Genomic DNA, 3,139 nt, shown 5'->3' with positions numbered 1-3,139 from the left:
TGGGAAGATAAGGATACATCCTGAGTTATGATGAGAACCATTTCATCATAACGACTCCGTCTTCGCCGTCCTTATAGTAGCTGTCGTAGGTGAATACCTCCTGGTATCCAAGTTTCCTGTAGAAGTTAATCGCATTCCGGTTCGAGATCCTGACCTCAAGCTCGATTGCAGTTGCTCCTCTCTGGAGGAAGTCATGTTCGATCCAGCTGATAAGTTCGCGCCCGACACCCATGCTCTTGAACTCATCTGCCACAACGAGGGTGCAGAGGTGCCCATAGATCGCCTCCCCGGTATCTTCAATTCCACCTCCGCAGAACCCGATGATCCTGCCGCCTGCAACTGCGACGAAGAATGAGGAGAGGTACAGGCTCATCGCTTCACGGATTCCCTGTTCTCCCCAGGGATCGTTGAATGCCTGGACTTCAAGTGATACGATCTCCGGTATGTCGCCCGGATCGGATCTCCTGATGAGAAATGCATCCCCGTGCCCGGAACCAAAACCTGTCGTCACCATCTTTCTTTAGAGTACACCACCTATAACTACGTGAAGGTTTTTCCATGGTTGGCATCTACCCGTTTGTAGCGCTTCGTCCGGCGCAAGAGGAGTCGGCATATGTGCCGTCTGTTCCTTACGATGTCGTTTCGGCAGAAGAGGCGGCGGCCTGTATTGCAGAGAACAGGAAGAGTTTTCTCCGGGTTATCCGCTCAGATGCCGAACTTCCTGACCTCCCCCCGTATGATGACGCGATCTATGCCCGCGCCCGCGCGATCTTTGAAGAGATGAAGGCAGACGGGCTCTTTGTGCAGGATACCGGAGAGAGTTATTCTGTGTATCAGGTGGAGCATGGGGGTCAGACGTTCACCGGTCTTGTCGCCTGTGTCGGTGTTGATGATTATCTGAATAAAACCGTGAAGCGTCATGAACTGACACGGTATGACAAAGAGGAGGACAGGACCCGGCATATTGACTCTGTCAACGCCAATACAGGTCAGGTCTTCCTCCTGTATCGTGATCCCGGTGGTATCCATGAGTTCATCACCTCAAGAGCAACAGGAGCTGCGATAGCCGAGACTGTGACGAAATCCGGTTCTGTCCACCGGATATATCCGATCACCGATCCTGAAGAGATCACCCGTCTCTCCACACTCTTTGCCGATGTCTCCTCACTCTATATTGCTGATGGTCACCACCGGGCAAAGAGTGCAGTGAATGTCTGTGACCGGCGCAAAGAGCGGGGTGATCTGACCCCCGAAGCCACGCGGTTCATGGGTGTCCTCTTTGCACATGATTCGGTTCTCATTCACGGGTATTCCCGGCTCATCAGAGATCTGTCAGGAATGACAAGAAATGAGTTCCTTTCAGCTCTTGCAGATGAGTTTACCATTCGTGAGATCGAAGGTGTCGATACAAAAGCATCCGAGATCCGGCAGACCATGAAGGATGCACACCATCATATCCTGCATCTGTATATTGATGGCCGGTTCTATGAACTCTCTCGGGAGATCGATAAAAAAGCAGATACCGTCTCACGTCTTGATGTCACTCTCCTTCAGGAGAAGGTGCTTTCGCCGCTCCTTGGGATCACCGATCCACGCGGTGATAAGAGGCTTGAGTTTATGGGTGGTGCCCATCCGATCCATGAGCTGATCTCTCATGTCGATTCAGGTGACTATGCCGCCGCTATCCTGATGCAGCCTGTCAGGATTGAAGATCTCTGTGAGATTGCGGATAACGATGGTATAATGCCCCCAAAATCAACCTGGTTTGAGCCGAAGCTCCTCTCCGGATTAGTCATCCATACCCTTGACTGATCTGTGGGGAGTGCCTCTCACCCCAAAAGCTCTTTTTGTTATAGGTTGGATGGATCTCTTGTGCATCGTCTGCTCCTGATCGTCTTTCTTCTGCTGCTGATCCCTGGTTGTTATACCAGTTCCGTAGTTGAAGCTCCACCCCCATTTGATCAGGTGGAGCCTCCTGATGACGTTATAGAGAGGATCAGCCTTGATGACGCCCTTTCTCTGACTGAACCACCGGTTTATCTGATCATCGGCCGCGACCTCACGCCGGATGGAACCGCAGCTTCATGGACGATCCTGTCAGCAGATCCGGATGGCGGATACCGTTTCCTCTTCATCAGAGCAGGAGATGTGGCCTCTGCCAGGTGGGAAGGGAAGATTCCACAGAGGGCGATCGATCCCCGTGAGTTTCCGATACCAACAAATCCGGTTCCTCTCCTGATGTATCCGGAGGCTTTCTGATGAAGGATGACGCCGTTGTCACCTTTGACTTTCTGGTCGGGTTCACCATCTTTATCATATCGTTCATCTTCGTCGCTGCAATGGTTCCTCATGCCCTCTTTGCGGTACAGTCGAGCAGGATCGACTATGATGCAGTGGCATACAGAACCGGTGTCATCCTGACAGAAGATCCGGGTATGCCGGCATCTCCGGATTTTCCGGTCTGGGAGTACCAGATGGTATCTTCCGATGTTGTCCGGATGGGTCTTGCGGTTGAGAAAGGAGCTCCTCATATCCTCTCCCTGGGGAAGGTGGAACGGTTCTTTGATACCAATTTCTTCACCTATCCTGATGATTACCGCCGTTCTCTCATCTTTGGGGATTATCCATACTCGTTTAATATCACCCTCACCGCCCGGGGGATCATTCGATCGATCGGACCTGATCCACCGGCATCATATGGGACTGTCCGCCGGGTGGTGGCGGTGAAAGAGCCTTCTGTTCTCATCGTGGATGGTAATGAAGATGATGAGGTGCATAAGATGTTTCATGTATCTGGAAACACGACCCCAAATCAACGTTTTGCCGTTGAAATACCCTGTGCTCTCCTCCTTAACCGGTCGGTCGAACCGGCATTCCGGATCGATCCGAGGACCGATCCACTTCAGATTGATATCCGTAATTTTGATAAGTACCTGAATGCAACCGATCCGGCGACATTGACCGAAATCAGGATAAGTCGTGATGGTATCACTCTTCCGTTCACCGCCTATACCCTGATAGTGGATGAGAGCATTGCAACGCTCCCGGTGGAGGTCTCGGAGTCTGTCTTCTTTATACTTCATCCCGTTCCACATCCTCCCTGGAGGGAGCAGGACACTCTCGGGATAACCTTCGTCTT

3 protein-coding genes and 1 pseudogene are annotated in these 3,139 nt (G+C 51.8%); 3 read left to right on the top strand and 1 reads right to left on the bottom strand.

Annotated features, from left to right (window positions below; genetic code table 11):
- Positions 1 to 25 precede the first annotated feature (25 nt).
- Positions 26 to 514, bottom strand: a complete 489-nt coding sequence (rimI, locus tag Q7V06_RS01525) for a ribosomal protein S18-alanine N-acetyltransferase (protein WP_304837041.1) — start codon at positions 512 to 514, stop codon at positions 26 to 28.
- A gap of 44 nt (positions 515 to 558) precedes the next feature.
- Between rimI and Q7V06_RS01520 the strand changes: the two genes are divergently transcribed.
- The 3 genes and pseudogenes from Q7V06_RS01520 to Q7V06_RS01510 all read left to right on the top strand — a co-directional run.
- Complete coding sequence (locus Q7V06_RS01520) at positions 559 to 1,812, top strand: DUF1015 domain-containing protein (RefSeq protein WP_304837038.1); 1,254 nt, start codon at positions 559 to 561, stop codon at positions 1,810 to 1,812.
- A gap of 60 nt (positions 1,813 to 1,872) precedes the next feature.
- Positions 1,873 to 2,259, top strand: coding sequence for a hypothetical protein (locus tag Q7V06_RS01515; protein ID WP_304837035.1), 387 nt, complete (start codon positions 1,873 to 1,875; stop codon positions 2,257 to 2,259).
- Positions 2,259 to 3,139: pseudogene (locus Q7V06_RS01510) on the top strand (hypothetical protein); the annotation flags it as partial. The gene Q7V06_RS01515 and the pseudogene Q7V06_RS01510, both read left to right, overlap by 1 nt.

The sequence above is a fragment of the Methanocalculus sp. genome (assembly GCF_030651615.1).
In the GTDB taxonomy this organism is placed as follows: domain Archaea; phylum Halobacteriota; class Methanomicrobia; order Methanomicrobiales; family Methanocorpusculaceae; genus Methanocalculus.
The sequence above is the reverse complement of the archived record's forward strand: the minus strand, read 5'-3'. Positions and strand labels throughout refer to the sequence as shown.

Coding starts and splice junctions, on each gene's coding strand:
- rimI (WP_304837041.1), bottom strand. CDS start 514: ATGGTGACGACAGGTTTTGGTTCCGGGCACGGGGATGCATTTCTCATC.
- Q7V06_RS01520 (WP_304837038.1), top strand. CDS start 559: ATGGTTGGCATCTACCCGTTTGTAGCGCTTCGTCCGGCGCAAGAGGAG.